The 26,138-nt window shown below is 65.4% G+C and carries 32 protein-coding genes and 1 tRNA gene; 23 read left to right on the forward strand and 10 right to left on the reverse strand.

The features are described 5' to 3' along the window. Positions 1 to 11: 11 nt before the first annotated feature. The 4 genes from KAK88_RS09600 to KAK88_RS09615 form a co-directional block, all read right to left on the reverse strand. Positions 12 to 851 carry a 3-hydroxybutyrate dehydrogenase gene (locus tag KAK88_RS09600; RefSeq protein WP_242076474.1) on the reverse strand — a complete coding sequence of 280 codons (840 nt, stop codon included), beginning with the start codon at positions 849 to 851 and terminating at the stop codon, positions 12 to 14. A gap of 53 nt (positions 852 to 904) precedes the next feature. Beyond that, positions 905 to 1,675, reverse strand: coding sequence for a peroxide stress protein YaaA (gene yaaA, locus KAK88_RS09605; RefSeq protein ID WP_242076475.1), 771 nt, complete (start codon positions 1,673 to 1,675; stop codon positions 905 to 907). A 75-nt stretch (positions 1,676 to 1,750) separates the two neighbouring features. Next, complete coding sequence (locus KAK88_RS09610) at positions 1,751 to 2,488, reverse strand: arginyltransferase (RefSeq protein WP_242076476.1); 738 nt, start codon at positions 2,486 to 2,488, stop codon at positions 1,751 to 1,753. Positions 2,489 to 2,602: 114 nt separating this feature from the next. Further along, entirely contained in the window at positions 2,603 to 3,493 is an 891-nt protein-coding gene (locus KAK88_RS09615) for a flagellar motor protein MotB (protein WP_045811177.1), read from the reverse strand. A 116-nt stretch (positions 3,494 to 3,609) separates the two neighbouring features. On the opposite strand from KAK88_RS09615, the gene KAK88_RS09620 reads away from it, so the two are divergent. Beyond that, a complete protein-coding gene (locus KAK88_RS09620) occupies positions 3,610 to 4,470 on the forward strand; it encodes an NAD(P)-dependent oxidoreductase (RefSeq protein WP_242076477.1) in 861 nt (286 codons plus the stop codon). A gap of 3 nt (positions 4,471 to 4,473) precedes the next feature. Here the strand turns inward: KAK88_RS09620 and KAK88_RS09625 are convergent, their stop codons facing one another. Both KAK88_RS09625 and hemB read right to left on the reverse strand, forming a co-directional pair. Beyond that, positions 4,474 to 4,965 carry a GNAT family N-acetyltransferase gene (locus KAK88_RS09625; RefSeq protein ID WP_242076478.1) on the reverse strand — a complete coding sequence of 164 codons (492 nt, stop codon included), beginning with the start codon at positions 4,963 to 4,965 and terminating at the stop codon, positions 4,474 to 4,476. After that, positions 4,965 to 5,963 carry a porphobilinogen synthase gene (gene hemB / locus KAK88_RS09630; protein WP_242076479.1) on the reverse strand — a complete coding sequence of 333 codons (999 nt, stop codon included), beginning with the start codon at positions 5,961 to 5,963 and terminating at the stop codon, positions 4,965 to 4,967. Before hemB ends, KAK88_RS09625 begins: the two co-directional genes overlap by 1 nt. 148 nt (positions 5,964 to 6,111) lie before the next feature. Here hemB and KAK88_RS09635 point away from each other — a divergent pair, with 148 nt between their 5' ends. The 13 genes from KAK88_RS09635 (at position 6,112) to KAK88_RS09695 (ending at position 17,497) form a co-directional block, all read left to right on the forward strand. Then, complete coding sequence (locus tag KAK88_RS09635) at positions 6,112 to 6,945, forward strand: class I SAM-dependent methyltransferase (RefSeq protein WP_242076480.1); 834 nt, start codon at positions 6,112 to 6,114, stop codon at positions 6,943 to 6,945. A gap of 131 nt (positions 6,946 to 7,076) precedes the next feature. Continuing rightward, positions 7,077 to 8,303 (forward strand): 5-aminolevulinate synthase, encoded by a 1,227-nt coding sequence (hemA, locus tag KAK88_RS09640; protein WP_242076481.1) that lies wholly within the window; start codon positions 7,077 to 7,079, stop codon positions 8,301 to 8,303. After that, complete coding sequence (locus tag KAK88_RS09645) at positions 8,300 to 8,485, forward strand: DUF6898 family protein (RefSeq protein WP_242076482.1); 186 nt, start codon at positions 8,300 to 8,302, stop codon at positions 8,483 to 8,485. Before hemA ends, KAK88_RS09645 begins: the two co-directional genes overlap by 4 nt. 69 nt (positions 8,486 to 8,554) lie before the next feature. Further along, positions 8,555 to 9,838 carry a serine hydroxymethyltransferase gene (glyA, locus tag KAK88_RS09650; protein WP_174085132.1) on the forward strand — a complete coding sequence of 428 codons (1,284 nt, stop codon included), beginning with the start codon at positions 8,555 to 8,557 and terminating at the stop codon, positions 9,836 to 9,838. 7 nt (positions 9,839 to 9,845) lie between these two features. Further along, positions 9,846 to 10,316 (forward strand): transcriptional regulator NrdR, encoded by a 471-nt coding sequence (gene nrdR, locus KAK88_RS09655; RefSeq protein WP_039245113.1) that lies wholly within the window; start codon positions 9,846 to 9,848, stop codon positions 10,314 to 10,316. Beyond that, positions 10,316 to 10,936, forward strand: a complete 621-nt coding sequence (locus KAK88_RS09660; RefSeq protein WP_242076483.1) for a RibD family protein — start codon at positions 10,316 to 10,318, stop codon at positions 10,934 to 10,936. The genes nrdR and KAK88_RS09660 overlap by 1 nt, the downstream gene beginning before the upstream one ends. A gap of 67 nt (positions 10,937 to 11,003) precedes the next feature. After that, positions 11,004 to 11,594: a riboflavin synthase gene (locus KAK88_RS09665; RefSeq protein WP_242076484.1), complete on the forward strand. Its 591-nt coding sequence runs from the start codon at positions 11,004 to 11,006 to the stop codon at positions 11,592 to 11,594. Beyond that, entirely contained in the window at positions 11,594 to 12,730 is a 1,137-nt protein-coding gene (gene ribB / locus KAK88_RS09670) for a 3,4-dihydroxy-2-butanone-4-phosphate synthase (RefSeq protein ID WP_055753613.1), read from the forward strand. Before KAK88_RS09665 ends, ribB begins: the two co-directional genes overlap by 1 nt. Continuing rightward, positions 12,727 to 13,188, forward strand: coding sequence for a 6,7-dimethyl-8-ribityllumazine synthase (ribH, locus tag KAK88_RS09675; protein ID WP_017503913.1), 462 nt, complete (start codon positions 12,727 to 12,729; stop codon positions 13,186 to 13,188). The genes ribB and ribH overlap by 4 nt, the downstream gene beginning before the upstream one ends. Next, a complete protein-coding gene (nusB, locus tag KAK88_RS09680) occupies positions 13,185 to 13,709 on the forward strand; it encodes a transcription antitermination factor NusB (protein ID WP_017503912.1) in 525 nt (174 codons plus the stop codon). Before ribH ends, nusB begins: the two co-directional genes overlap by 4 nt. Next, a complete protein-coding gene (gene thiL / locus KAK88_RS09685; protein WP_242076485.1) occupies positions 13,709 to 14,698 on the forward strand; it encodes a thiamine-phosphate kinase in 990 nt (329 codons plus the stop codon). The genes nusB and thiL overlap by 1 nt, the downstream gene beginning before the upstream one ends. Before the next feature lie 42 nt (positions 14,699 to 14,740). Then, positions 14,741 to 15,172 carry a hypothetical protein gene (locus KAK88_RS09690; RefSeq protein WP_242076486.1) on the forward strand — a complete coding sequence of 144 codons (432 nt, stop codon included), beginning with the start codon at positions 14,741 to 14,743 and terminating at the stop codon, positions 15,170 to 15,172. A gap of 177 nt (positions 15,173 to 15,349) precedes the next feature. Further along, the gene (locus KAK88_RS09695) at positions 15,350 to 17,497 is read left to right on the forward strand and encodes a sodium-translocating pyrophosphatase (protein ID WP_242076487.1); all 2,148 of its coding nucleotides are present in this window, start codon (positions 15,350 to 15,352) and stop codon (positions 17,495 to 17,497) included. Between the two features lie 76 nt (positions 17,498 to 17,573). On the opposite strand, the gene KAK88_RS09700 is transcribed toward KAK88_RS09695, so the two are convergent. Beyond that, positions 17,574 to 18,053: an outer membrane protein assembly factor BamE gene (locus KAK88_RS09700; protein ID WP_242076488.1), complete on the reverse strand. Its 480-nt coding sequence runs from the start codon at positions 18,051 to 18,053 to the stop codon at positions 17,574 to 17,576. A gap of 91 nt (positions 18,054 to 18,144) precedes the next feature. Between KAK88_RS09700 and KAK88_RS09705 the strand changes: the two genes are divergently transcribed. From KAK88_RS09705 to KAK88_RS09735, 7 genes are all read left to right on the forward strand, one after another. Next, a complete protein-coding gene (locus KAK88_RS09705; protein WP_242076489.1) occupies positions 18,145 to 18,669 on the forward strand; it encodes a ubiquinol-cytochrome C chaperone family protein in 525 nt (174 codons plus the stop codon). A gap of 5 nt (positions 18,670 to 18,674) precedes the next feature. Further along, on the forward strand, positions 18,675 to 19,193 hold the full coding sequence (locus KAK88_RS09710; RefSeq protein ID WP_242076490.1) for a YceD family protein: 519 nt from the start codon (positions 18,675 to 18,677) through the stop codon (positions 19,191 to 19,193). A gap of 139 nt (positions 19,194 to 19,332) precedes the next feature. Further along, positions 19,333 to 20,376 carry a phosphate acyltransferase PlsX gene (plsX, locus tag KAK88_RS09715; RefSeq protein WP_242076491.1) on the forward strand — a complete coding sequence of 348 codons (1,044 nt, stop codon included), beginning with the start codon at positions 19,333 to 19,335 and terminating at the stop codon, positions 20,374 to 20,376. Beyond that, a complete protein-coding gene (locus KAK88_RS09720; RefSeq protein WP_242076492.1) occupies positions 20,373 to 21,350 on the forward strand; it encodes a beta-ketoacyl-ACP synthase III in 978 nt (325 codons plus the stop codon). The genes plsX and KAK88_RS09720 overlap by 4 nt, the downstream gene beginning before the upstream one ends. Before the next feature lie 77 nt (positions 21,351 to 21,427). Then, entirely contained in the window at positions 21,428 to 21,736 is a 309-nt protein-coding gene (locus KAK88_RS09725) for an integration host factor subunit alpha (protein ID WP_026108237.1), read from the forward strand. A 5-nt stretch (positions 21,737 to 21,741) separates the two neighbouring features. Continuing rightward, positions 21,742 to 22,149, forward strand: a complete 408-nt coding sequence (locus KAK88_RS09730; protein WP_242076493.1) for a MerR family transcriptional regulator — start codon at positions 21,742 to 21,744, stop codon at positions 22,147 to 22,149. A 59-nt stretch (positions 22,150 to 22,208) separates the two neighbouring features. Beyond that, positions 22,209 to 22,285 (forward strand) — tRNA-Pro (locus KAK88_RS09735). 77 nt (positions 22,286 to 22,362) lie between these two features. On the opposite strand, the gene KAK88_RS09740 is transcribed toward KAK88_RS09735, so the two are convergent. Next, positions 22,363 to 22,557: a DUF2842 domain-containing protein gene (locus KAK88_RS09740; RefSeq protein WP_242076494.1), complete on the reverse strand. Its 195-nt coding sequence runs from the start codon at positions 22,555 to 22,557 to the stop codon at positions 22,363 to 22,365. Next, positions 22,557 to 22,808, reverse strand: a complete 252-nt coding sequence (locus tag KAK88_RS09745) for a transglycosylase (RefSeq protein ID WP_242076495.1) — start codon at positions 22,806 to 22,808, stop codon at positions 22,557 to 22,559. Before KAK88_RS09745 ends, KAK88_RS09740 begins: the two co-directional genes overlap by 1 nt. Positions 22,809 to 22,942: 134 nt before the next feature. On the opposite strand from KAK88_RS09745, the gene KAK88_RS09750 reads away from it, so the two are divergent. Then, positions 22,943 to 24,043 (forward strand): COX15/CtaA family protein, encoded by a 1,101-nt coding sequence (locus tag KAK88_RS09750; protein ID WP_242076496.1) that lies wholly within the window; start codon positions 22,943 to 22,945, stop codon positions 24,041 to 24,043. Here KAK88_RS09750 and KAK88_RS09755 read toward each other — a convergent pair. Further along, positions 24,012 to 25,397: an alkaline phosphatase PhoX gene (locus KAK88_RS09755; RefSeq protein ID WP_242076497.1), complete on the reverse strand. Its 1,386-nt coding sequence runs from the start codon at positions 25,395 to 25,397 to the stop codon at positions 24,012 to 24,014. The two genes, KAK88_RS09750 and KAK88_RS09755, sit on opposite strands and share 32 nt — an antisense overlap. Positions 25,398 to 25,659: 262 nt before the next feature. Between KAK88_RS09755 and rplM the strand changes: the two genes are divergently transcribed. Beyond that, positions 25,660 to 26,136: a 50S ribosomal protein L13 gene (rplM, locus tag KAK88_RS09760; RefSeq protein WP_017503897.1), complete on the forward strand. Its 477-nt coding sequence runs from the start codon at positions 25,660 to 25,662 to the stop codon at positions 26,134 to 26,136. The last annotated feature ends 2 nt before the right edge of the window (positions 26,137 to 26,138 follow it).

The following is a 26,138-nucleotide window of genomic DNA, read 5'->3' on the forward strand; positions in this document are numbered from 1 at the left end:
GCCTTCCTTTGCTACTGAGCGGTCCAACCGCCGTCGATGGAGAAGCTGGCCCCATTGGCCGAGGCGCCGAGGTCGCTGACCAGGTAGAGGAAGAGGCCGGTCAGCTCCTCCGTCGTGACGAACCGCTTTGTCGGCTGGGCCGCCAGGATCACGTCCGTCAGCACCTGCTCCTCGGTCATGTTTCGCGTGCGCGCCTGATCCGCGATCTGTTTGGTCACGATCGGCGTCTCGACGAAGCCGGGGCAGATGGCGTTGCAGGTGATGTTGTCGCGCGCCAGTTCCAGCGCTGTGGTCTTGGTGAAGCCGATGACGCCATGCTTCGCCGCGACATAGGCGGACTTGAACGGGCTGGCTACCAGACCGTGCGCCGAGGCCATGTTGACGATCCGGCCGCGCCCCTGCGCTTTCATGACCGGGATCGCCGCGCGCGTGGCGTAAAAGGCCGATGACAGGTTGATCGCGATGATCTTCTCCCACTGGTCGGTGGGGAAGTTCTCGACGGATTCGACGTGCTGGATGCCGGCGTTGTTGACCAGAATATCCAGGCGTCCCAGTTCGCGTTCAGCGAAGGCGATCATGTCGGCGATCTCTTCGCCGCGCGTCATATCGGCTGGATGATAGAGGACGCGAACGCCGGATGAGGCCTCCAGATCGGCGCGAGTATGCTCGATCTCCACCCTGTCGCCCAAACCGTTCAGCACGACGTCGCCGCCGCCTGCCGCCACGGCGCGCGCAAGAGCCAGTCCGATGCCGGAGGTCGAGCCCGTGATGGCCGCGACCTGCCCTTTCAGATCGCCGATACCGCGTGCCGCCCGACTGTCAGCGCCCGTAGAGTTAGGCTCTTGCGACATGAATCCGCCCCTTCGATTGTTTTGGCGAGATTAGCGGGAGGTCGATGCCGGGATCAAGAATTTCCCGATCTGATGAATATCCACTCGGTGTCGGTCGAGGCGGCCTTGTCGAACGCATAACCGTCCCGGTCGAAAGCCTTCAGGTCTGCGACCCGTTCCACGCGCTCGTCGATCGCGAAACGCGACATGGCCCCGCGCGCCTTCTTGGCGAAGAAAGAGACGATGCGGCTCTCGCCGTTCTTCTCTTCCCGGAACTGGGGCGTGACGACAGGCAGTTTCAGAGCCTTTGCATCGACGGCGCCGAAATATTCCTGGCTGGCCAGGTTCACCAGCGTCGGATCCGACTGGCCCTCGGCGTCCTCGTTCAGTTGTTTGGAAATCCGGTCGCCCCAGAAGTCGTACAGGCTGGCCCCACGACGCGTCTTCAGCCGCGTGCCCATCTCCAGGCGATAGGGCTGGATCCGGTCCAACGGACGCAGCAGGCCGTAAAAGCCAGACAGGATGCGCAAATGATCCTGCGCGAACGCCAGGGCCTCGGCGTCAAGTTCGCGCGCTCGCAAGCCCTCATACACATCGCCGGCAAAGGCGAAGGCGGCCTGAACGCCCTCGGTCGATTCCGGATCGAAAGCCTTAAAGCGCGCGGCGTTCAGGGTCGCCAGATCGTCGGAAATCCCCATCAGCCGACGCAGGTCCGCCTTGGTCTGACGCTTGGCGGTCTTGGACAGGCTGGCTGTATCTTCGAAGAACCGCCGGTTTGTACCCGGAATGGCCGCATCGGCTTCGGTGAAATCGAGGCGCTTGGCCGGGGAAAGAACAATCAGCAAGACGCGGCTCCGTAATGTCGCCGCCCACATAGGATGCTTCGATGACGATTTGAACCGGCTGCGACGAAGGGCGCCTCAGGCGTCGCGCCGTGACCAGCCGAGCTTGCCGAGGGTTTCCATCGGTCGGAAGTCGGCCTTGTAGTCCATCTTGGCCGAGCCCTGGACCCAATAGCCGAGGTAGACGAACGGCAGACCGACGATGGCGGCCTGGCGCACGTGATCCAGGATAGCGAACCGGCCCAGGCTGCGTCGCTCCATCGTCGGATCATAAAAGCTGTAGACCATCGACAGGCCGTCTTTCAGCAGGTCCGTCAGGGTCACGGCGACCAGATCGCCCGGCCCGCCGTCGGTCGAGGGTAGGCGGTATTCGATCAGATGGGTTCGCACGGCCGTATCCTCGACCATGGCGACGTAATCCAGCCAACCCATGTCGCTCATGCCGCCGGTCGGATGGCGTGTGGTCAGATAGCGGCGCAGAAGCTGAAACTGTTCGGTCGTCGCCTCCGCTTCGACCAGGTCGCGCGAAAGGTCGGCGTTGCGGGCCAGAACCTTGCGCTGCGAACGGCTGAAGGCGAACTCTGGCACTGGCAGCCGCACCGAGACACAGGCGTCACACGCCTCGCACGCCGGGCGATAGGCGATGTTCTGGCTGCGGCGAAAGCCGGCCAGCGTCAGTTCGTCATTGACGTGCGCGCCGTCCGAGAAGGGCAGATTGGCGAAGACTTTCCGCTCCGTCTTGCCCGGAAGATACGGGCAGGGCGCGACCGAAGTCATGAAGAAGCGCAGTTGTCGGGTCGGTACGTGCTGGGTCACGGCCTCAGGTCCGCATCCGATCTTGCCAATATTGCGACGATACAACGCTCATCGCGCGATTTGGCGTCATCCGCGTTCCGGCTGCAAGCCTGTTCGCGTTGCAGCCGAGCCGGGTCACAGCGAGGTGTCCGATGGCAGGACCGGCGCCTCGCGCAACAGCACGATGGCGATGCGGCGGTTGCCGGCCAGGGTCGGATCGTCCGGATAGAGCGGGTCGGACCCCGCCTTGCCCGCCACCGAATAGACCCGGTCGGGATCGACGCCCGAACCTTGCAGCACCAGACGCGAGCCGTTGGCGCGCTCGGACGACAGGCTCCAGTCCGCAGGGGCGCTGGCGCGGCTGGAGCCGGGCGCGGCGCTGGTATGTCCGGTGATGGAGATACGGTTCGGCAACTGATTGATCACCTTGGCCACGGCGCGCAGCAGCACCTGGGCGCGGGCGTTGGGCCGCGCAGAGTTGTTGTCGAACATCGACCGGCCTTCCTGATCGACCAGCTGGATGCGCAGCCCCTCGGGCGTCTGGTCCACGATCAGCTGTTTCGACAGTTCGGCCAGCTCCGGCATCGACTGCATGGCCTGACGCAGCGATTCGGCGGCGCTGGCGAACTCGGCGGCCTCGCGCTTCTGGATTTCGGCCTGGAGGGCGGCGTCGCTGGCGGACGACAGGCTGGAGCCTGTCTGATCGGTTGCAGGCGCCTCGGGCGCCAGTTCTTCCAGCACGGACTGCGAGCCGGCGCTCTTGACGCCATCGTCGCCCAGCGATGTGCCGCCCAGAATGCCGCCTGAACCCGACGTCGTCTCAGACACGCTGGCCGGTGCGAAATATTCGGCGATGCCGCGCTTCTGCTCCGGGTCGGTCGTGTTGATCAGCCACATCAGCAGGAAGAAGGCCATCATGGCGGTCACGAAGTCCGCATAGGCCACCTTCCACGCACCGCCGTGGTGGCCTCCGCCGGAGACCTTCTTGACCTTCTTGATGAGGATCGGACGATCGCTCACGGACATGGACGCGCACCCCGACGAATGGTGTCCCATTGTGGGCTGGCCAAGGTTAACCGGGCGTTGACCTTGAACCCCGGCGCGGCGCGGCCTAGTCCGATGGCAGGATCAAGGAGCCTGTCATGAAGATCGCATTCGCCGGCTTGGGCGTCATGGGCGCCCCGATGGCCCGTCATCTGATCGAGGCGGGCCACGACGTGACCGGTTTCAATCGCACTGTCTCAAAAGCCGAGGCCTGGGCGGCGGCGACGGGCGGCAAGGCGGCGGCGACGGTGGCTGAGGCAGCACGGGGCGTCGATCTGTTCATCCTGTGCGTCGGCAACGACGACGACGTGCGGGCCGTGGTGACCGAGGCCTTGCCGCATCTGTCAGAGGCCGCCGTGATCGTCGATCACACCACGACATCGGCCAAGGTGGCGCGCGAGATGGCCGAACTGGCGAATGGGCAGGGTCGGGCGTTCATCGACGCGCCCGTGTCGGGCGGCCAGGCAGGCGCCGAGAACGGACAGCTCAGCGTCATGGCCGGCGGGGATGTTGCCGCCCTTGCGAAGGTCGAGCCTGTGTTGAAGGCCTATTCCAAGGCCATCAAACATATGGGACCGGCCGGCTCGGGCCAACTGACCAAGATGGTCAACCAGATCGCCATCGCCGGCGTCGTTCAGGGCCTGGCCGAAGCGGTTCACTTCGCCCAGGTCGCGGGACTGGACACCGACGCCGCCTATGAGGCCGTGTCCAAGGGCGCCGCGCAAAGCTGGCAGATGGACAATCGCTGGAAGACGGCGGCCAAGGGCGAGTTCGACTTCGGCTTCGCCGTGGACTGGATGCGCAAGGACCTGGGCCTGGTGCTGGACGAGGCGCGCACGAACGGCGCGCGCCTGTCCCTGACAGCCCTGGTCGATCAGTTCTACGCCGAGGTTCAAGGCCTGGGCGGAAACCGCTGGGACACGTCCAGCCTGGCGGCGCGACTGCAACCCCGCGACTGACGCCTAAAGCCGGCGGTGCATGATGTGCAGGCCGACCAACCCGTGCGTCGGGTGATCGAAGGCCTCGGGAACCGTGCCCACGATCTCGAAGCCCAGCTTCTTCCACAACGCCACGGCGACGGTATTGGTCTCGACCACGGCGTTGAACTGCATGGACCGGAAGCCGGCATCCCGCGCGAAAGCCAGCGCAGCCTCGCCCAAAGTGCGGGCCACGCCGCGCCCGCGCGCCTCGGGCGCGACCATGAAGCTGCCGTTCGCGACGTGGGCGCCGTTGCCCTGCTGGTTTGCAATGATCTTGGCGGCGCCCAGCACCTGACCGTCCTCGACAGCCACCAAAGTTGCGCCCGGCGCGGGCGGCGTCCACAGGAGGCGCGCCTGATCCTCGGTCATGTCCAACGGATAGGTATAGGTCTCGCCTGCGCGCGTGACGGTCTCGATGATCGGCCAAAGACCCGGCCAGTCGGCCTCCGTGATCGGCCGGATCTCAACGCCCATCAGCCCAGCAGCCGTGCGGCCTGCGGTGCGAAATAGGTCAGCACCCCCGCGCAACCCGCGCGCTTGAACCCGTGCAGGGTCTCAAGGATCGCTCGGTCCTGGTCCAGACAGCCATTGGCGATGGAGGCCTGCATCATCGAATATTCGCCCGACACCTGATAGGCGAAGGTCGGCACGCGGAAGGTCTCGGACACGCGCCGGACGATATCCAGATACGGCATGCCCGGCTTGACCATCACCGCATCGGCGCCTTCCGACAGGTCCATCGCCACCTCCTTCAGCGCCTCGTCGGAGTTGGCGTAATCCATCTGATAGGTCTTCTTGTCGCCCTTAAGCATCGCTGAGGAGCCCACGGCGTCGCGATAGGGACCGTAGAAGGCCGAGGCGAACTTGGCGGCGTAGGACAGGATCAGCGTGTCTTGAAACCCGTTGGCCTCCAGCGCCTCTCGCACCGCCTGGATACGGCCATCCATCATGTCCGACGGGGCCACGACATCGGCGCCGGCGTGGGCGTGGATGAAGGCCTGTTCGGCCAGACGATCCAGCGAGGCGTCGTTGGCGATCCGGTCGCCCTCCATCACTCCGTCATGGCCATGGTCGGTATAGCAATCCAAGGCGACGTCGGTCATGACGCCGATCTCGGGCGCGGCGTCCTTGATTGCCTTGATGCAGTCGGGGATCAGGCCGTCGGGGTCGGTCGCGCCGGTGCCGACCGCATCCTTGATCGCGCCGTCGACATTGGGAAACAGGGCCACCATCGGAATGCCGAGGTCGCGCGCCTCGACCGCCGCCGCCGCCGCGGCCTTGGGAGAAAGCCGAAACACGCCGGGCATGGAGGCGACCGGGACGCGATCCTCGGCGCCGTCATGGACGATCAACGGCCAGATCAGATCGGCCGGCGTCAGGGTCGTTTCCGCCACCAGCCTGCGCACCCACGGACTGGACCGCAGGCGGCGCGGACGGGCGAGCGGGAAGGGGGCGGGCTGATAGGGAAGCATGGCGAGACCTTGGAAAATCCAGCGTCGGACTAGCGCCGCAACGACCGGTGCGCAAATCGCGTGATGCGTCGGATCGTTTCGTGCGTGATGACGGCTTGCGCGGATCGGCGAAATGCGAGCCTATCGCGACAAATCGATGGAGACGGTGATGATCGAGAAATTGGCGGCGGGTGCAACGGCACTGGTTCTGGCGGCAGGTCTGTCCGGCTGCATCATCATCGACTCGGACGGCGGCGAGCGGACCGTGGTCAGCCCGGCTTCGGATTATGCCGTGATGGTCGATCAAGCAGCGGCCGATGCGCAACCGGCGGGCTATTCCAGTCTCTATGCCGATGCGGTCGCCGATCCCAAGCGTCCAGCCGAAGAGGTCGCGCGCGATCCGCTGCGTCATCCGGCCGACATTCTCGCCTTCGCCCAACTCGAGCCGGGCGACAAGGTCGCCGACATTCGCCCCGGCGCCGGCTATTTCACGCGCCTGTTTTCCGACGTGGTCGGCCCGACCGGCCGCGTCTACGCCTTCGTGCCCGAGCGGACGATGGCGCGCGAGAACGCCGGGGCCGATGCGCTTGTCGCGGCCTATTCGAACGTGACGCGCGTCAACGGCCTGCTGGACTCCATGACCTTCGCCGAGCCGCTGGACATGATCTTCATGAGCCAGGAATACCACGACTTCCACATCCCCGGCTTCAACACCGACGTGGCCAGGATGAACGCGGCGGTGTTCGCGGCGCTGAAGCCCGGCGGCCGCTACATCCTGATCGACCATGAGGCGGCGCCCGGCACAGGCATCTCGGCGGTTCAGACCCTGCACCGCATCGAAGGCGACTATCTGAAGCGCGAGGTCGAGGCGGCGGGCTTCGTCTTCGAGGGCGCGAGCCAGGCCGTCGCCAATCCCGCAGACGACCACAGCCTGAACGTCTTCGACGAGAAGATCCGCGGCAAGACGGACCAGTTCGTCTATCGCTTCCGCAAGCCGAGCTGATCGATCTCGATACTGAGAACCGTTATCAATTAAGGGTTTGGGGCGTTTTGTCCATGCGGCGGACATGGACAAGCCCGCTTCGGGAGAGCAAACAACGCAAAGACATCGCCATAAGCGAAAGAACGCGTAGTTTGTTCGACTATAAGGCCGCCTTTAATAGCTCCGTGGAGCAGGTTCGCAGCGAAGGGCGCTATCGCGTCTTCGCCGATCTGAAGCGCGTGCGCGGTCAGTTTCCGCAGGCTGTGCGTCGCCGCGAGGATGGCTCCAAACAGGACGTCGTCATCTGGTGCTCCAACGACTACCTCGGCATGGGCCAGCACCCCGTCGTGCTGGACGCCATGCATAATGAGATCGACGCGGTAGGCGCCGGCGCCGGCGGCACGCGCAACATCTCCGGCACGACCCGCTCCGCCGTCGATTTGGAAGCCGAACTGGCCCACTGGCACCAGAAGGAAGCAGCCCTGCTGTTCACCTCGGGCTATGTCGGCAACGAGGCGACGCTGTCGACCCTGCAGAAGATCCTGCCGGGCCTGATCACCTTCTCCGATTCGCTGAACCATGCCTCGATGATCGCCGGCATTCGCCACGGCGGCGGCGAGCGTCATGTGTTCATGCACAACGACCTGGCGCATCTGGAGGCCCTGCTGGCGGCGGCGCCGGCCGATGCGCCCAAGCTGATCGCGTTCGAGAGCGTCTACTCGATGGACGGCGACATCGCCGATCTGACCGGCACGATTGCGCTCGCCAAGAAATACGGCGCCCTGACCTATCTGGACGAGGTCCACGCGGTCGGCCTGTATGGCGAAACCGGCGCGGGCGTCGCCGAGCGCGACGGCGTGCTGGACCAGATCGACATCATCGAATGCACCCTGGGCAAGGCGATCGGCGTGATGGGGGGCTATATCGCCGCCGACGCCAGGATCATCGATGCGGTGCGCAGCTGGGCCTCGGGCTTCATCTTCACCACCTCGCTGCCGCCGGCCCTGACCGCCGGCGCCCTGGCCTCGGTGCGTCATCTGAAGGCCCATCCCGAACTGCGCGTCCAGCATCAGGAGCGCGCCGCGACCCTGAAGGCCCGCTTCGCCGCCGCCGGCATCCCGGTGATGGAAAGCGAGAGCCATATCGTGCCGGTGCACGTCGGCGATCCGATCCACTGCAAGATGATCTCGGACATGCTGCTGGACGAGTACGGCGTCTATGTTCAGCCGATCAACTATCCGACCGTGCCCAAGGGAACCGAGCGCCTGCGCTTCACGCCCTCGCCGAACCACACCGACGCCATGATGGACCATCTGGTCCAGGCGATGGACAAGCTGTTCGCCCACTGCAACGTGGCGCGCCGACCCGTCGCCGCATGACCATGGGCGACGACCTCGGAGAGGTCATCGTCGAGTTCACCCGCAACGGCCCCTACCTCAAATGCTCGGCCATCCACGTTGCGACGGGCCGGGAGGTCAGCGCCATGGGGCCGGTGAATGAACCCAAGTCCGTCGAACGGGTGGCGATCGCCAAGCTGAGGCGGGCTCTAGGCAAAGGCTGACCACAAGATGTTGTGGTCGGGCCCGGCTGGGGATAGATAGGCCAGCTTCTGATTTCCGGGGATTCCAGCGTGACGGCCTTCACCCACGACGCCTATTTCACCAAGACGCTCGCTGACGCCGATCCGGATGTCTTCAAGGGCATTCAAGGCGAACTGGGCCGTCAACGCGAGCAGATCGAGCTGATCGCGTCCGAGAATATCGTCTCCCAGGCGGTTCTGGATGCGCAGGGGTCGGTCCTGACCAACAAATATGCCGAAGGCTATCCCGGTCGTCGCTACTACGGCGGCTGCGAGTTTGTCGACGTGACCGAGGATCTGGCGCGCGAGCGGGCCAAGCAACTGTTCGGCGCGGCCTTCGCCAACGTCCAGCCGCACTCGGGCGCCCAGGCGAACCAGGCGGTCTTCTTCACCCTGCTGCAGCCCGGCGACACCTTCCTGGGCATGGATCTGGCCTGTGGCGGACACCTGACGCACGGTTCGCCGGCGAACCAGTCGGGCAAGTGGTTCCGCCCCGTGACCTACAAGGTGCGCGAAGATACCCATCTGATCGACTACGACCACGTCGCCGAAATGGCCGAGCGTGAGAAGCCCAAGCTGATCCTGGCCGGCGCCTCGGCCTACAGCCGCCACATCGACTTCAAGCGCTTCCGCGAGATCGCCGACAGCGTCGGCGCCTATCTCATGGTGGATATGGCCCACTACGCCGGCCTGATCGCCGGCGGCGCCTATCCGGATCCGATCCCGCACGCCCACGTCGTCACCACGACGACCCACAAGACCCTGCGCGGTCCGCGCGGCGGCATGATCCTTTCCAACGACGTCGATCTGGGCAAGAAGATCAACTCCGCCGTCTTCCCCGGCCTGCAAGGCGGCCCGCTGGAACACGTCATCGCCGCCAAGGCCGTGGCCTTCGGCGAGGCGCTGAAGCCCGAGTTCAAGGGCTATGCGCAACAGGTGGTCAAGAACGCCCAGGCCCTGTCCGGCGTCCTGATCGAGCGCGGCCTGGCTATCGTCTCGGGCGGCACCGACAGCCACCTGGCCTTGGTCGACCTTCGGCCCAAGGGCGTGACCGGCAAGGCCACCGAGCATGAGCTCGAAAAGGCGCTGATGACCTGCAACAAGAACGGCGTGCCGTTCGACACCGCCCCCTTCACCGTCACCTCGGGCGTCCGCCTGGGCACTCCGGCCGGCACCACGCGCGGCTTCGGCGAGGAAGAGTTCAAGCAGATCGGGCACTGGATCGCCGATGTCGTCTCGTCGATGAACGGCGGCGACGAAGCCGATCCGGCCGTAGTCGCAGGCGTAGCGGCCCAGGTGCGAGAGTTGACGCACCGCTTCCCGATCTACGGATAACCGCCTGATGAAGTGCCCTTTTTGCGGTCATCAGGACACCCAGGTGAAGGACAGCCGGCCGTCGGACGACGGCTCGGCCATCCGACGCCGCCGGTCCTGCCCGAACTGCAACGGGCGCTTCACGACGTTCGAACGCGTACAACTGCGTGAACTGGTCATCCTGAAGCGCAACGGGCGACGCACGCCCTTCGACCGCGACAAGCTGGAACGCTCGCTGGGCGTGGCCCTGCGCAAACGCCCGGTTCAGGCCGATCAGGTCGAGCAGATGGTCAACCGGATCGTCCGCCAGCTGGAAAGCCTGGGCGAGACCGAAATCCCGTCCAGCACAGTCGGCGACTTCATCATGAAGGCGCTGAAGGGCGTCGATGAGGTGGCCTATGTCCGCTACGCCTCGGTCTATAAGGATTTCCGCCACACCGGCGACTTTGCCAAGTTCCTGGGCGACGAAGGGTTCGACGAACCGTCCGGCAAGGCCTGATGCGGGTCACGCTGAAACTGGCGACGTCCCTGGACGGGCGGATCGCCACGGCCTCGGGCGAGAGCCAGTGGATCACCGGCGAGGCGGCGCGGCTTGAGGGTCACCGCCTGCGCGCCGCCCACGACGCCATCCTGGTCGGCATCGAGACGGTTCTGCACGACGATCCCGAATTGACCGCCCGCCTGCCGGGACGCAGCGTCGATCAACCCTTGCGCGTCGTGCTGGACAGCCGGCTTCGCACGCCGCAGGCGGCGAAGGTCGCGGGCGAAAACACCCTGATCCTGACCGCCACAGCACCGCGCACGATCGGCGCCGCCAAGGTCGTGCAGGTCGCCGCCGAGGACGGTCGTCCAACCATCACCGCCGTGCTGAAAGCCTTGGAAGCCGCCGGCGCCACATCGGTTCTGATCGAAGGCGGCGGTCAGGTCGCGGCGTCCTTCCTGCGCGCAAACGCCGTCGATGCGCTGGAGTGGTTTCGCGCCCCGGTCCTGCTGGGCGGGGAGGGGCGGCCCTGCGTCGCGGCCCTGGCTCTTGCAAAGCTGGCTGACGCCCCCAAGTTCCGTCGCCTGGGCGTCGAGCCCGTCGGGGACGATCTGTGGGAACGCTACGCCCGTCTCTGACGCCGTCCAATTTAGACGATTAGACGAATTAGACGGTATTTTTTCTCCCAAGGGGTCCAGAGTCCAAATGTTCACCGGCATCGTCACCGACATCGGCCGCGTCCGCGAGGTCCGCGAGACCGATCGCGACCGCCGTTACGAGATCGAGACCGCATGGAACACTGACGGCATCGACTTGGGCGCCTCCATCAGCCACGCGGGCTGCTGCTTGACGGTGACCGAAAAGGGCGCCGATTGGTTCGCCGTCGAGGTGTCGAACGAGACCCTGTCCAAGACCACCCTAGGCGCCTGGAAGACCGGCGACGGCGTCAATCTGGAGCGGGCCGCCAAGCTGGGCGACGAGATGGGCGGCCATGTAGTGTCCGGCCACATCGACGGTCTGGGGCGGGTGGTTTCGATCACGCCCGAGGGCGGATCGCACCGGATCGAGGTCGAGGCCCCCGCGCCTCTGCATCGTTATATCGCCGCCAAGGGGTCGATCACGGTCGACGGCGTGTCGCTGACCGTAAACGCCGTCGAGGGTCAGGTCTTCTCGCTGAACATCATCCCGCACACCTGGGACGTAACGACCCTGGGCCGCTTGGAAGTGGGCGATCCGGTCAATCTGGAGATCGACATGCTGGCGCGATACCTCGCGCGGTGGCAGGAGACCGCGTGATGCAAGCCCAGGCCGCCAACATGAACGACAGCCCCATCAGTCCTATCGAGGACATCCTTGAGGACGCCCGCAACGGCCGTCCCTACATCCTGGTGGACGCCGAGGATCGCGAGAACGAAGGGGACATCATCATCCCCGCCCAGTTTGCGACGCCGGACCAGATCAACTTCATGATCCGCCAGGCGCGCGGGCTGGTGTGCCTGGCCCTGACCGCCGAGCGCGCCCAGCAACTGCGTTTGCCGCCGATGGCCGCCGACAACCGCGAGAGCATGAAGACCGCCTTCACCGTCTCGATTGAGGCCAAGGACGGCGTCACGACGGGAATCTCGGCCGCCGACCGCTCGCGCACCATTCATGTGGCGACCGATGCGTCCAAGGGGATGGATGACATCGTCTCGCCCGGCCACATCTTCCCCCTGGTGGCCCGCGACGGCGGCGTTCTGGTCCGCGCCGGCCACACCGAAGCGGCTGTGGATATCAGTCGCATGGCCGGCCTGACGCCCGCCGGCGTGATCTGCGAGATCATCAAGGACGACGGCGAGATGGCGCGGATGCCCGATCTGGTCGCCTTCGCCCAGTTGCACGGGCTGAAGATCGGCACCATCGCCGACCTGATCGCCTATCGCCGCCGCACCGAACGCTTCGTCGAGCGGATCATGGATACGCCGTTCGAGAGCGTTCACGGCGGCCCGTTCCGCCTGATGCTGTACAAGAACACCATCGAGGGCGCCGAGCATGTGGCCCTGGTCAAAGGGCGCATCGATCCGGCCAAACCGACACTGGTGCGGATGCATCAGGTGGACTTCGCCTGCGACCTGTTGGGCCATGTCGAGGCGCGCCAGGACTATGTGCCCAGCGCCCTGAAACAGATCACTGAGCATGACGGCCCCGGCGTCGTCGTCTTCCTGCGCGATCCGTCGCTGAACTCGCTGGCCGAACGGCTGGCGGGCGCGGACAAGCCCGCGGCGATGGATCGCTCGCTGCGCGCCTATGGCGTGGGAGCTCAGATCCTGCTGGATCTGGGTGTCAGGGATATGATCGTGATGAGTTCGACGCGACCCGAGCCGACGGCGCTGGAAGGCTACGGCCTGCGCATCGTCGGCTGGCGCGACATGGATGGAGAAACCAAGGCGTGACCGAAGCCCCCCGTATTCTGATCGTTGAGGCGCGCTTCTACGACGACCTGGCCGACGCCCTGCTGGAAGGGGCCAAGGAGACGCTGAAGGCGCGCGGCGCCGACTTCGACGTCATCACCGTGCCCGGCGCGCTGGAGGTGCCGCCAGCCATCGCCCTGGCCGAGGAGGCGGGCCGCTTTCCGACCGCCCCCCGCTATGACGGCTATGTCGCCCTGGGCACGGTCATCCGTGGCGAGACCTATCATTTCGAGATCGTCTCCGATCAGTCGGCGGCCGGCATCATGGCTCTCGGCGTCAAGGGCGTCATCATCGGCAACGGCATCCTGACGACCGAGGACGAGGACCAGGCCTGGTATCGGGCCCGTCTTTCGGAAGGGGATAAGGGCGGCGGCGCGGCCAAGGCATGCCTGGACCTCATTGCATTGAAGAAGCGGTTGCGTCATGGCGTCGGCGCATGACTGAACCGAACAGCGTCAAAGCCGTCCTCGAACAACTCGCCGAAGCCGAAAAGCAGCGCGCCGAGCCCAATCTGAGCTCCAAACAGCGTCGTGCCCGCACCGTCTCGCGTCTCGCCGCCGTCCAGGCCCTGTATCAGATGGAACTGGCCGGCGAGGGCGTGGAGACGGTGATCACCGAATTCTCCAACTTCCGCTTCGACGCCGACATCGAGGGCGAAGCCCTGGCCGAGGCCGACGAGGCCTATTTCGCCGACATCGTGCGCGGCGTGATCGAAAGCCAGCGCGACATCGACACGGCCATCAAGGCCCGCCTGGCCTCCAACTGGAAGCTGGAGCGGATCGACGCCACCCTGCGCGCCCTGCTGCGTTCGGGCGCCTGGGAGCTGATCAAGCATCCCGAGACGCCGCGCGAGGTCGTGATCGACGAATATGTCGAACTGGCCAAGGCCTTCTTCGACGACGCCGAGGCGCGCTTCGTCAACGCGGCGCTGGACGGCGTGGCCAAAGACACCCGCAAGTAATGCCGGCGCTCGACGTCGCGGGCGAGTTCGAGACGATCGAGCGGCTGTTCAAGCCCCTGGCCCATCCCGAGTGGGGCAGGGGGCTGGCCGACGATGTGGCGGCGCTGCCGTCACGTCCCGGCTATGACCTCGTCCTGACCAAGGACGCCATCGTCGAGGGCGTGCATTTCCTGCCTGACGATCCGCTGGACACGGTCGCCAGGAAGCTGCTGCGGGTCAATCTGTCGGACCTGGCCGCCAAGGGCTCAGAGCCGTTCGGCTATCTGCTGTCCTGCTTCTGGTCCGAGCGCTGCGGCTGGCCCGAGCGCGAAGCCTTCGCCGCCGGACTGGCTGAAGATCAGGCGCGGTTCGGCGTTCATTTGCTCGGCGGCGACACGGTCAGGACGCCCGGCCCGCTGTCCTTCTCTCTGACGGCCCTGGGTTGGACGCCGACAGGCAAGACCGTTTCTCGCGAAGGCGCGCAGGTCGGCGACCTCGTCTTCGTCACCGGCGTCATCGGGGACGGCCTTCTGGGCCTGAAGGCGGCGCAAGGACAACTGGCTCTGGCGCCCGAGCGGATGCAAGCCTTGGTCAGCCACTACCGGATGCCCACGCCCCGGACCGACTTCGCCGACGTGGTGCGCGAGTACGCCACCGCATCCGTCGATGTGTCGGACGGCCTGGCCGCCGACCTCGCCCACGTTGCGCAAGCCAGCAGGGTCGGTGTGGCGCTCAATCTGAACGTCCTGCCCCTGTCCGCAGCGGCCCAAGCATGGTTCGACGACCGGGTCGATCCGCAGCTATCGCTAGAAGATCTGGCCAGCGGCGGCGACGACTATGAGATCGCCTTCACCGCTCATCCGCGCCACGAGGACGCCCTGCGTCGCGAGGCCGAGCGCCGGCTGATTCGCCTGACCCGCATCGGCGAAGTCACCGCAGCTCAGGGCCTGACGGTTCTTTACGACGGTCAGCCCGTGCCGATGGCAAGAAGCGGCTGGACTCACGGCTGAGACGGCAAGGGAATCCTAACGCCCGTCCGGCAGGATGTCGTCATGGACCGTAGAACACTGATCGCCGCCGGAACCGCCGCCCTGACCGGCGCCGTGGCGAGTCGCGCTCACGCCTCCGGCAGCGAAACGGAGTCTGCGCCTGCAGCCCTGAGCATCGCGGGCCTCGGCCTGCCCGTCATCGAGGGCGGGCGTTTGCGGAACTATGTGTTCGTCGCCCTCCGGCTCGAACTGGGCGCCGGCAAGACCGTCGAGCAGATGAAGCCCAAGGAGGCCTTCTTCCGCGACGCCGTCGTCCGCGCGGCGCACAAGACGCCCTTCACCGTGCCCGGCGACTTTACGCGGCTGGACGAGCGGGCCCTGTCCGCCTCGCTGGTGGCCGCGTCTTCGGCGATCTCGGGTCGTGGCTCCGTCCGGCGCGTCGAGGTGGTCAGCCAGTCGCCGCGCCGCCGCACGGGCATGCAAACCGCCCGCTGAACGGCCTGACCGACCGCTGTTGCGTCACTCCGCCTGCCATGACAGGCTCCCTTTGCAAATCCCAAAGAACGCACTGACGCGTTCGCCGCGTGCGGGGGGACCGGAAGGCGGACAGAGGCGATAACGCCCGACCGCGCCAAGGCCTGCGCGCCTGTTTGCAAGGGCATGGAAACGCCAATGACGAACTCACTTACGCTGGTCTTCGCGGCCGGTGTGCTGGCGGTGCTGTATGGCGCCGCTCAGACCGCCGTGCTGATGAAGGCGAGCACCGGCAACGACAAGATGCGAGAGATCGCCGCCGCGATTCAGGAAGGGGCCTCGGCCTATCTAAAGCGGCAATATCTGACCATCGGCATCGTCGGGATCGTGATCCTGATCGCCGCCTACTTCTTGATCGGCGCTTACGCCGCCATCGGCTTCCTGATCGGCGCTGTCCTGTCCGGTGCGGCCGGTTATGCCGGGATGCTGATCTCAGTGCGGGCCAATGTGCGCACGGCTCAGGCGGCGTCCGAAAGCCTGTCCAAGGGGTTGAACCTGGCGTTCCGCTCGGGCGCCATCACGGGCATGTTCGTAGCGGGCGGTGCTCTGATCGGGGTGTCAGGCTACTACATCGTGCTGACCCAGCATCTGGGATTGGCTTCGACGGGCCGCGAGGTGATCGACGGGCTCGTGGCGCTGGGCTTCGGCGCCTCGCTGATCTCGATCTTCGCGCGCCTGGGCGGTGGCATCTTCACCAAGGGCGCCGATGTCGGCGGCGACATGGTGGGCAAGGTGGAGGCGGGCATTCCCGAGGACGATCCTCGCAACGCCGCCACCATCGCCGACAACGTGGGCGACAACGTCGGCGACTGCGCCGGCATGGCGGCCGACCTGTTCGAGACCTATGCCGTGACGACCGTCGCGACCATGGTGCTGGCCGCGATCTTCTTCAGGGGGCAGCCCTATGTGGATCTGATGATGGTGCTGCCGCTGGCGATCTGCGCGGTGTGCATCGTCACCTCCATCGTCGGCAGCTTCTTCGTGCGGTTGGGCAAGTCCAACAACATCATGGGTGCCCTCTATCAGGGACTGATCGTCACCGGCGTCCTGTCAATCGGCGCGGTCTGGTGGGTGATCGAGGAGATGGTGACAGGCCCGATCGTGACGGCCAGCGGTCTGGAGATCCAGCCGATGGCGCTGTTCTGGTCCGGCATGGTTGGCTTGGCTGTCACAGCGGCGATCGTGGTCGTGACCGAATACTATACCGGATCCGGCTTCCGTCCGGTGCGATCGGTGGCCAACGCGTCGGTGTCCGGGCACGGCACCAACGTCATTCAAGGCCTGGCCGTCTCGCTGGAGGCGACGGCGCTGCCGGCGCTGACGATCATCGTCGGCATCGTGGCCAGCTTCCAGTTGGCGGGCCTGTTTGGCATCGCCATCGCCACCACCACAATGCTGGGCGTGGCGGGAATGATCGTGGCGCTCGACGCCTTCGGACCTGTGACCGACAACGCCGGCGGAATCGCCGAGATGGCGGGTCTGCCCAGCGATGTGCGGCATTCGACGGACGCCCTGGACGCCGTGGGCAACACGACCAAGGCCGTGACCAAGGGCTACGCCATCGGTTCGGCAGGCCTCGGCGCGCTGGTGCTGTTCGCCGCCTACACGTCGGACCTGCAGTATTTCTCGGCCAACCCGGCGGACTACCCCTTCTTTGCAGGTATGGGAGAGATCGCCTTCGATCTGACCAATCCCTACGTCGTCGTCGGTCTGCTGTTCGGGGGATTGCTGCCCTTCCTGTTCGGCGGCATGTCGATGATGGCGGTAGGACGGGCGGCCGAATCGGTCGTCGCGGAAGTGCGGCGCCAGTTCCGCGAGAACCCCGGCATCATGACCTATCAAGTGAAGCCGGAATACGGCCGGGCCGTCGATATCCTGACCAAGGCGGCGATCCGCGAGATGATCGTGCCGTCGCTGTTGCCGGTGCTGTCGCCGATCGTCCTGTTCGTCGCGGTGCTGGGTATTTCGGACAAGGCAAACGCCTTCGCTGCTCTCGGCGCCATGCTGATGGGGGTGATCGTCACCGGCCTGTTCGTCGCCATTTCGATGACCTCGGGCGGCGGCGCCTGGGACAACGCCAAGAAGGTGATCGAGGAAGGCTTCACCGACAAGAACGGCGTCGTCCACGGCAAGGGCTCGGAAGCCCACAAGGCGGCCGTGACCGGCGATACCGTCGGCGATCCTTACAAGGACACGTCCGGTCCGGCGGTGAACCCGATGATCAAGATCACCAACATTGTCGCCCTGCTGCTGCTGGCGGTCCTGGCGAGCGGGACCATCGGCTAGGCGAATTATACAGCCCTTACGAAAACGCCCCGGAGAGCGATCTCCGGGGCGCCTTTGTTTGGGGAGATGAGCCGCCTTAGTCGGGGCGACGTTGGCCAGGGGTGTCGTCCTCGGTGCGCGGCAGTTGGCCACGGCCGACGTTGCCCAGCAGTTGTTCCAGAACGGTCAGCTCACGACCGCGCGTCGGCGTCTCGTTGCGGTTCATGGCGATCTGCTCGCCGTCCGTCAGGCCGAGAGTCCGCACCGACGCCACCTGATCGCCCTGCGGGACGAAGGTGATCTCGGTCACCGTGCGCGTCGAAACCTTGGGTAGGTTGTAGGTGTATTTCTCGGTCGTCTGGCTGATGTAGTACCAGACGTGATCCGGCTCGAACGTCGAAGTGGTCGAAGGCGAACCCAGCTTGGCGAGGACGGTCTCCTTGGTATCCGTGCCGGCGACCACGTCCTGCGGCTTGGCGTCGATGGCCTGGAAGCCGTTGGAGCCGATGGTCGGAGCGCAGGCGGCGGACAGGCCGGCCAGCGAAACAGCGACGAAAAGCGGGACGAAACGGGACATGGTCGGGCGCCTGCGAGAGAACAAGGTCTTTGACCTAGACGGACCTGCGTCCTAGTTCAACGGCGCGGCGGAAAAGGGGCCGTTGGAACCCATGCTGAAAAACCTGTTCAAACCCCGATCCGGCGTCCGTCTCGGCGACGATCTCTACGCCAAGGCCGTCAGCCAGGCCCGCAATCCGGCCTTCTACACGCGCCTGGCGGTCGATGACCGCATTGACGCGCGATTCGAACTCTACACGCTGCATGTGCTGTTGCTGGTGCTGCGGCTGCGCGATGAGAACACGGCTCAAGGCCAGGATGCGGCTCAGGCGGTGTTCGACGTCTATGTCTCGGCGTTAGATCACGTCTTGCGAGAGGAAGGCGTAGGCGACGTCGCCGTCGGCAAGAAGATGCGTAAGTTGGGCGAGGCTCTCTACGGCCGGATGAACGCCTACGAGCAGCCGCTGCGCGCCGGCGATGCGGCGGCTCTGGCCGAGGCGATGGCGAAGAATGTCTATGCGAACCCGCAAGCGCCCCATGCGAACACATTGGCGCGCTATGCGCTGACGACACGCGCAGCCCTGGCGGCGCAGGATTTCAACAAGGTGCTGGCGACGCCGGCCTGGGCGGAAGTTTGAAAGAGATGAGCGCGACGCTTCCCTACAGCGAAACGGTGCGGGTCAATCAGATCGGCGCGGGCCTGAGCCGCCGGCTGGAACCGGATGTGGACACCCGCAAGCGAATCGCCCGCAGCCTGGATCTTCAGGGGCTGGACGATTTCGCCGTCGATCTGGAGATCAAGCCGACGCCGTCGACCAGCGAATGGACGATGAAGGGCAGAGTGACCGCGCATGCGGTGCAGACCTGCGGCCTGACGCTGGAGCCATTGCCGGTCGATGTGGATCGCCGGTTTTCCATTCAGCTTGTCGAGGCCAAGCCCGAGGAAACCGATGAGATCGAAGTCACGCTGGATGAAGAAGACGCCGACGTGATCGAGGACGGCAAGATCGACTTGGGCCAGTATGCGGTCGAGCAGTTGGTGCTGTCGCTTGATCCGTTCCCGCGCAAGCCGGGCGCGGAGTTCGTGCAACCGGAGGAGCCGACGGAAATTTCTCCGTTCGCGGCCCTGAAGGCGCTCAAAACCAAAGACGACCAAGGCTGAGGTTGACGTAAGGGCCGGGTGGTTGCATCCCCCGGCTTCGGCGCTATCGTTCAGCGCATCCTGCCAAGCGTCGCGCGACAAGACGACGCGGCCACGAGAGGTCCATTTGCCAGCCCCAGTTACGATCTCGCTTGACGCCATGGGCGGCGATCACGGGCCCTCCGTCGTCGTTCCCGGCATCCGCAGCTATATCCGCACCCATGACGGCGAGGGGGCTCGCTTCCTGCTTCATGGCGACGAGGCCAAGATCGCGCCGGAGCTGGCGCGTTGCGGGCTGGCGGCGGACATCTGCGAAATCCGTCACACCGACAAGGTCGTGGCCATGGATGAAAAGCCGGCCCAGGCCATGCGCCGCGGCAAGGGCTCCAGCCTGTGGAACGCCATCGAGGCGGTGAAGACGGGTCAGGCGGGCGGCGTCGTCTCGGCCGGCAACACCGGCGCCCTGATGGCGATCTCGAAACTGATTCTTCGGATGTCTGCGCCCGGGCTTGAGCGTCCGGCCATCGTCGCCAGTTGGCCCACCTTCAAGGGCCACACGGCGGTTCTGGACGTCGGCGCCAACATCGGCAGCGATGCGGAGCAGCTAATCGAGTTCGCCATCATGGGCGAAGCCTTCCAGTCGGCCGTGCGCGGCATCGCGCGCCCGACCATCGGCCTGTTGAACGTCGGCTCGGAAGACATGAAGGGCAACGAACAGGTCAAGGAGGCGCACGCCATCCTGCGCGATGGACCGTTCGACCTGAACTATCACGGCTTCGTCGAGGGCGACGATATCGCCAAGGGCACGGTGGACGTGGTGGTGACCGACGGCTTCACCGGGAACATCGCGCTGAAAACCGCCGAAGGCACAGCGCGCTACATTTCCGCTCTGCTGAAAGAGGCCCTGACCTCGAACCTGCAATCCAAGCTGGGCGCCGTCATCGCCATGCCCGCGCTGAAGAAGATGCGCCAGAAGATCGACCCCAGCGCCATCAACGGCGGACCCCTGTTGGGCCTGAACGGTATTGTGGTGAAGAGCCATGGCGGCGCCGACGCCAAGGGCTTCGGCAACGCCATCCGCATCGCTGTCGATCTGGCCCGCAGCGACTATATGAGCAAGGTGGGGGACAACCTGGGCAAGCTGGACGCGGTGTTCGACCATGCCGCCAAGCCCGCCGCAGCCGTGGGAGAATCCCTGCAGTGACCGTTACCCGCAGCGCCGTGACCGGCGTCGGCTCTTATCTGCCGGACGAGATCGTCACCAACGCCGACCTGGCCAAGTTCGTCGACACGTCCGACGAATGGATTCAGGAGCGGACCGGCATCAAGCAGCGTCATAAGGCGCGCGATGACCAGCCGACCAGCGATCTCGCGGTCGAGGCCGCCAAGAAGGCGCTCGCCGACGCGGGCAAGGCGGCGGCCGATGTCGACCTGATTATCGTGGCCACCACCACGCCCGACATGACCTTCCCGGCGGTCGCGTCGATCGTCCAGGCCAAGCTGGGCGCGGGCGTCGGCATCGCTTTTGACGTGCAAGCCGTCTGCTCCGGTTTCGTCTATGCGCTGAGCGTCGCCGACGGATTCGTGGCGCGCGGCCTGTCGAAATGCGCCCTGGTGATCGGGGCCGAGGAGATGACGCGGCTGATGGACTGGACCGACCGGACCACCTGCGTCCTGTTCGGCGACGGGGCCGGCGCTGTGGTGCTGGAACCGCGCGAAGGGCAGGGGACATCGGACGACCAGGGCATGCTGGGATTCGCCTTACGGGCCGACGGGTCCAAGACCGATCTGCTCTACGTCGATGGCGGCCCGGCGACGACCGGCACCGTTGGCCACCTGCGCATGGCCGGAAACCAGGTCTTCCGTCATGCCGTCGTGAACATCGCAGAAGGCATCACGGCCGCCTGCGCCGCCGCTGACATTCAGATCGCGGATGTCGATTGGTTCGTGCCGCACCAGGCCAACCAGAGAATCATCAAGGGCGTCGGCGACCGGTTGGGTTTGGACGAGAACAAGGTGATCTCCACCGTCGCCACCCACGCCAACACCTCGGCCGCCTCCATCCCGCTGGCGCTGGACGCCGCGATCCAGGATGGCCGAATCAAGAAGGGCGATATGGTGCTGCTTGAAGCGATGGGCGGCGGCCTGACCTGGGGCGCCTGCGCGCTTCGGCTCTAATCGACATCGAGGCATTGATTTTTCGGGGGCTTTGCGCCCCTATGGATGCGAGCGGATCGCATGACAGCGGGGATATGATGGCAGGCCAACAGACCGTGACGCGCGCCGACTTGTGCGAAGCCGTGCATGAAGAGGTCGGCCTGTCGCGTCAGGAATGCTCCAGCCTGGTCGAACGCACCCTGGAACTGATCGTCGAATCGCTCGAGCGCGGCGAGACGGTGAAACTGTCCGGGTTCGGCGTCTTCCAGGTTCGCGAGAAGCGCGCGCGCATGGGCCGCAATCCCAAGACGGGCGAACCGGCGGCGATCAATCCGCGCCGGGTCATCAGCTTCCGCGCCTCGCAAATCATGAAAAGCCGGGTTCACGACGCCGTCGTCGAGGCCTGATCGCGGTGGCCAAGAGCGCCGACGCCTTCCGAACCATTTCTGAAGCGGCCGAAGAGGTCGGTGCACCGCAGCATGTTTTGCGGTTCTGGGAAACGAAGTTCGATTTCGTCACGCCTGTGAAGCGGGCCGGCGGTCGGCGCTTTTATCGGCCTCAGGACATCGCGGTGCTGAAGGCGGTCAAACGCCTGCTGCACGATGACGGGCTGACGATTCGCGGCGTCCAGCGTCTGCACAAGGAACAGGGGCTGAAAAAGCTGATCGGGGCGGAGGCCGCCGCACTGATCGACGACGGCGATGTCACGATGTCTGCGCCGACGTCAGATGCCACGCGCGCGGAAACCTCGAAATTGCATCAGGTTCTGGCCGATCTGGAGCAGGCCAAAGCGCGTCTGGACGCCGTTCTTTCACGGTAGGTGGAAAAGTCGTTTTAGCGTTTGCGGACAGCGGTCCCCCCGTCTATAGGGAGCGCCTTCGGAGCGTGGCGCAGCCTGGTAGCGCACTTGACTGGGGGTCAAGGGGTCGCAGGTTCGAATCCTGTCGCTCCGACCATTCTTGAAAAAGAATGATGATGGTGGGGTCGTCCTTGCGGGCGGCCCCATCGCCGTATCTGGGGGCAGGTTCGGCGCTCAGCCGCGCTCGGCCCATCGCAGCAACGGGATGAGCGGCAGGCCCCAGGCGGTGCCGCCGATGCCGAAGAACAGGAAGTCGATCCCCTGAGACGGCGGCAGCATTCCGCGCAGGGCGATCAGGCCCCAGACCCAGAAAACGAGAAAGAGCAGCACGCCGATCGCGGCGACGAAGCGACGCAGACGCGGCGGCATCAGCGCTTGTTCCGGAACAGGAAGAAGGCCACGAGACAGATGCCCGATCCCACGAACGCCCACGGCACCCAGACCCAGCTGTTCATCGTGCTGACCGCGAAGACCCGCACCGCCAGAAACCACCCGCAGGCCAGGCCGATCCCGGACACAAGGCTTGTGCCGCCGAAGCCGCGCCGGCCCGTCAGAAGGTCCGCGATCCAGGCCAGCAGCAGGCCGCCTGCGACGGCGGCGGCGATATCGGCGTATTGCAACCCTGATCTCCTGCGGCGACAGCGCCGTTAACTCAATCCGACTCGATCTTGTCGCTTGGGGCGGGCATACCGCACCGGTCGCGTCTGGTCTTCGTTCGACGCGACACCATATCCGGGTCAGTGTCAGGCGTCGAATGAACCGTTTCGGAAATCCAGATCGTAACCGCGCCGTCGCCGTATGGCTGTTCGCCACGGCCGCCGTCGTCTTCCTGATGGTGGTGATCGGCGGCATCACGCGGCTGACGGGCTCGGGCCTGTCGATCACGGAGTGGAAGCCCATCATGGGCGCGATTCCGCCTCTGAACGACGCGCAGTGGGCCGAGGCATTCGAGAAGTACAAGCAGATCCCGCAGTATGCGCAGGTCAACGCCGGCATGAGCCTGGGCGAGTTTCAGGGCATCTTCTGGTGGGAATGGCTGCACCGGCTGATCGGGCGTCTGGTGGGTATGGTGTTCGCCCTGCCGCTGATCGTCTTCCTGCTATGCCGTCTGGCGCCGGCCCGGTCGGTCTTCCACCAGTGGGCGATGCCTGATCGCCTGATCTGGCGTTGTGTCCTGCTTCTGGCCCTGGGCGGCCTTCAGGGTCTGATCGGATGGTGGATGGTGTCCAGCGGCCTATCCGAGCGTGTCAGCGTGGCGCCGGAGCGTCTGGCGACGCACCTGGGCCTGGCGTTCGTCCTTTTCGCGGCCCTGATCTGGACGGGGCTGGAGGCCTGGAACGGTGAAGATCACGGCCGCCCGCCGTCGGGCTGGGCGAGGGGCGCCGGCCTGCTGCTGGGCGCGGTCTTCCTGCAATGTCTGCTGGGCGCCCTGGTTGCGGGCGGTCATGCGGGGCTGGTCTATACCGACTGGCCACTGATGAACGGCGCCGTTTTGCCGCCGGCCGACTGGAGCCTGGGCGCGGCCGCCTTCCTGCACGATCAGGCGCTGACGCAGTTCAATCACCGTCTGGTCGCCTATGGTCTGCTGATCGCCGTCAGCATCTATGCCTTCCAGGCCTGGCGCTGGCGCGTGGCGGAGGGGATGGGCTTCGGCGCCTTCACGCTTGCGGGTGTGGTCTGGTTCCAGGCTCTGCTTGGGATCGTGACGCTGGTGCACGCGGTTCCGGTGTGGCTGGGTGTGCTGCACCAGGCAGGCGCCGCGATCGTGCTGGCGACGGCCACCGTGAACCTGTGGTTGGTGCTGCGGGCTCAGCCGCGCATATTCATGTCCGGACCGAGGACCATGGGCCTCTGATCGCCAGGGTCATGCCGGGGTACATGATGTTGACGAACAGCACTTCGCCATCCGGCGAGAAGCAGGCGCCGGCGAACTCGGAATTGCCGGTGAAGACGTTGCGGCCGATCGTATAGACCTTGCCCTCTGGCGTGACGCCTTTCAGGTGGTTGCGGACGTCCGAGGAATAGTTGTCCTCGCACAGGATCAGGTGTCCCCAAGGCGCGACGGTGATGTTGTCGGCCATGTTCATCGTCTTCGGGTCCGTGCTTTCCACGAACAACTGAAGCCGGTCCGGCGCGCCGTTCAGGCCGGGAACCAGTCGCATGACCTGGCCGCGGCGGATCGGTCCGCCCGAGGTTGCGGTGAAATACAGTTCGTCGTCGCCCCACCAGACGCCTTCGCCCCGCGCCACCCAGGCCGCGCCGGCCGCATGACCGCGCTTAGCCAGGTCGCCATTGGGAGATTCGACGTCGTCCAGATCGATCCATTCGATCTCCTTCCAGTCTCCGACAGCCCAGGTGCGCCCATCCTGATTGCGGGTGTCGGCCGACGGCGCGCCCTTCCAGGCCATCGCCTGAAGCCGGCCGCCCTCGGTCAGCTTGCCGGGCGCATTGGGAATGAAGCGATAGAACAGGCCGGCGTTGTCGTCTTCGGTCAGATAGACGATGCCGGTGCGGGGGTCGACGCAGACGGCCTCGTGATCGAAGCGACCCATGGCCTTGAGCGGCACGGGATCGACCAGGCCGGTCGCGGTCGCCGGCACTTCGAAGACCCACCCGTGGGCCTTGGTCACATCGGCGTCGGCCGGCATCTCCAGCGTTTCCTCGCAGGTCAGCCAACTGCCCCACGGCGTCGGGCCGCCGCAGCAGTTGGTGGAGGTTCCGGCCAGCGTCAGATGTCGGCTGACCATCCGGCAGGTCGCCAGATCATAGATGATGGTGGAACAGCCGCCGGGCAGGGGGCGGCCATTTTTGTAGGTGTCGTAGCCTTTGGTGGCGTCCAGCAGGTGAAGCCGTTCCTCACGAAATCCGCCGGGACCGAGGTTGCGATGCAGGCCGCTGGAGCCTTTCAGCTCGTGATTGACGACCAGGGCCACGCGAGACCCTTCCAGCGGGAAACAGGCCATTCCGTCGGGCTGTCCGGGAGCGAACAGGCCGTCGTCCATCGTGTCGCCGCTCTGGGCCACGACCTGATAGGAAAAGCCTTCGGGCAGATCGAGCAAGCGATTGGGATCGCGCAGCAGCGGGCCGTAGCCATGGACATCGTTGACGTAGGTCTCTTCACCCGCCGTCTGAGCGGCGGCGTGACGCGCCAGTCCCGAGAAGGCGGCGGCGGCGCCCGTGGCGATCAGGCCGCGACGATGAAAGATCATGAAGGGGCTCCAGAGCTGTCGCCGTTGCGATGCCCGCCTATAATCATGGTTTGACGACGTTTTATGTTACGCCGTAACGCTGCATGACCTTTTCGCATCAGGTATTTTAATACCGCATTTGAAAAACCGCCTTTAAACAAGGCGTTGTGGCAAATGTGGTGTTGTCGTGTGCGTTGACGCGACCAATCGTCTCCTGTATCAGCGCGCCTTCATTCGGTTCCCTCGGGGGCCGGACCCGATTTTCGTCTCCAGGAACCCCCTCATGCTGAAGAGCACTACGGCTTCGTTGAAGCCGGCCGAGGTCGAGAAGAAGTGGATCCACATCGACGCCGAAGGCGTCGTGGTGGGCCGCCTCGCGACCTTCATCGCCAACCGTCTGCGCGGCAAGCACCGCGGCGACTACACCCCGCACGTCGATTGCGGCGACTATGTCGTGGTCACCAACGTCGACAAGGTGGTGTTCACCGGCAAGAAGAACACCGACAAGATCTACTATCGCCACACCGGTCACCCGGGCGGCGTCAAGTCAACCACGCCTGAGAAGGTTCTGGGCGGCCGCTTCCCCGAGCGCGTGCTTGAAAAGGCCGTCGAGCGCATGCTGCCCAAGGAAAGCCCCTTGGCCCGCAAGCAGATGACGCACCTGCGCCTGTTCGCCGGCGCCGCGCACGACCACGAAGCCCAGCAACCGGAAACGATCGACTTCAAGTCGGCGTCGCCCAAGAACACCCGGAGCGTCTGAGC

Origin of the sequence: Brevundimonas diminuta (assembly GCF_022654015.1) — a bacterium.
GTDB lineage: Bacteria > Pseudomonadota > Alphaproteobacteria > Caulobacterales > Caulobacteraceae > Brevundimonas > Brevundimonas diminuta_C.